This window comes from Bariatricus sp. HCP28S3_F11, from assembly GCF_052065395.1.
Classification (GTDB): domain Bacteria; phylum Bacillota; class Clostridia; order Lachnospirales; family Lachnospiraceae; genus Allocoprococcus.
Genome location: NZ_JBQHUC010000086.1, coordinates 1 through 2013 on the forward strand (window position 1 = coordinate 1; position 2013 = coordinate 2013).

Consider the following 2013-nt stretch of genomic DNA (forward strand, 5'->3'; position numbering starts at 1 on the left):
CGGTACATGATACGATGATATCCATCACTCCCGGCTCTGTTTTTGAGGTAAATAAAAATCGTCAAAGCCAGTAAAATCAATAGATTTAGGCTTGACAGAATAGGAAGGAATGAAAGATGGTAAAACCGATAATGAAAGATGTGTTCTTTCTGGGACAAAAATCAGAACCTGCTACAAAGGCAGATCTGCAGGTAGGAAAGGATTTACAGGACACTTTACAGGCAAATCGTGCCGGTTGTGTAGGTATGGCTGCAAATATGATTGGTGTGAAAAAGAGGGTGATCATTGTAAATATGGGATTCGTAGATGTTGTGATGTTTAATCCGGTTCTTCTGAGCAAGGATACTCCATATGAAACAGAAGAAGGATGTCTATCGCTTACCGGTGTGAGGAAAACAACACGATATGAAAATATCGAAGTGGAATATTATGATATGAATTGGAAAAAGCAGCGGCAGAAACTGAGTGGATGGCCGGCACAAATTTGTCAGCATGAACTGGATCATCTGGAAGGAATTTTAATTTAAGTATATCAGATGGAATATGACTTCCGCTTCTTCAGGCGGTGAACAAGAAATATATATCAGTGGCGGGTGTCAATCCCCATCTGATATACGCTCCGCGAGGATGCGCAGGGATTCGGATTAGTGTTTTGTCTGCTTTGCAGACCCGAATCCCGCGCCAAGACTCGCGAGCGAGTCTTGAATAAAATTACGGGAGTGATCGATTATGGCATCGGAACGAACCGATGAATTATACAAGATTTTGCTGGACAGAGGATATCCCAAAGAGTTCTGTGCAGAAATTGCCTTTAAAAATATGAATACAGATTACACCGCCACCCGGATGCTTGGCTATTTGTACCGGGTAAGTGATCCCCGAATCGAGGATCTGGTGGATGAGATGCTTGCAATCTTAAGTGACAGAGATGCAATCATCCAGAAAAAAGAAATGGAACATGCCCAAGCTGTGATCAATGAGATTTACAGAAATGGGCTGTAAAAAAGTTTAGTTATTATGGAATAAGAAAATGATTCGAAGATTTGAAACAAGAGATCTGGACGAAGTAATGTCCTTATGGCTTCATGCAAATATTGAGAGCCATTCTTTTATAGAAGCAGATTACTGGAAAAAGAATTATGATATGGTCAGAAAACTGATTCCTGAAGCAGAAGTATTTGTGGCAGAAGAAAATGAGAAGATTCAGGGATTTATTGGTTTGACGGATACTTATATAGCCGGGATCTTTGTAAAGGCAAAAGAACAATCAAAAGGAATCGGAACAGAGCTGCTTCGCACCGTTATGAAGCTAAAGGATCAATTGAATCTTAACGTGTATAAGAAAAATATGAGAGCGGTAGTGTTCTATCAGCATCGTGGATTTAAAATTGTGAATCAGAAAATAGATGAAAATACATCAGAAGAAGAATATACGATGGAATGGCATCGTCAGGCGGGAGGTAAAAATGAAGACAGTACTTGTTTATGCGTCTGTACATCATGGAAATACAAAGAAACTGGTGGAGAAAATTGCAGAGGAATGTAAGGTTGATCTGATTGATGCCGTGCAGCAGCCAAAGGCAGATTTGTCGGATTATGACCGGATTGGTTTTGCATCCGGTATTTATTTTTCAAAATTTCATCAGACAATCTTAAAGTTTGCTTCAGAAAATCTGCCGGAAAATAAAAAGGTATTTATGATCTGTACTTATGGTGGAAATGCAGCATATAAATCACTGGAAGTTATTTTGAAAGAAAAGAAAACGGACATTATTGGAAAATTTGGCTGTAAAGGATATGACACTTTTGGACCGTTTAACAAGATATAGCAAGAATTCTCCCACCTCTTTAGGTGGCGAGATGAATTGCAAAAAAATGCGAGAGAACACTTGTTCTAATGTGCCGGATGTGGTACAATATAATCAGTCGAATAAAAGAAAGGATTGATTATAATATGGATTTGGATAATAATGCACATTCAGTATTTTTGTTATATTATCATTTGATTATGGT

4 protein-coding genes are annotated in these 2013 nt (G+C 38.5%); all 4 read left to right on the forward strand.

What is annotated here, in order from left to right:
- The first annotated feature begins 116 nt into the window (after positions 1-116).
- The 4 genes from ACTNBR_RS16275 to ACTNBR_RS16290 all read left to right on the forward strand — a co-directional run bounded on the left by ACTNBR_RS16275 (position 117) and on the right by ACTNBR_RS16290 (position 1829).
- Positions 117-527 carry a peptide deformylase gene (locus ACTNBR_RS16275; protein WP_441019231.1) on the forward strand — a complete coding sequence of 137 codons (411 nt, stop codon included), beginning with the start codon at positions 117-119 and terminating at the stop codon, positions 525-527.
- 202 nt (positions 528-729) lie between these two features.
- On the forward strand, positions 730-1002 hold the full coding sequence (locus ACTNBR_RS16280) for a hypothetical protein (protein ID WP_441019233.1): 273 nt from the start codon (positions 730-732) through the stop codon (positions 1000-1002).
- Between the two features lie 28 nt (positions 1003-1030).
- Positions 1031-1546, forward strand: coding sequence for an N-acetyltransferase (locus ACTNBR_RS16285; protein WP_427808783.1), 516 nt, complete (start codon positions 1031-1033; stop codon positions 1544-1546).
- Complete coding sequence (locus tag ACTNBR_RS16290) at positions 1467-1829, forward strand: flavodoxin domain-containing protein (RefSeq protein WP_427808784.1); 363 nt, start codon at positions 1467-1469, stop codon at positions 1827-1829. Before ACTNBR_RS16285 ends, ACTNBR_RS16290 begins: the two co-directional genes overlap by 80 nt.
- Positions 1830-2013: the final 184 nt, after the last annotated feature.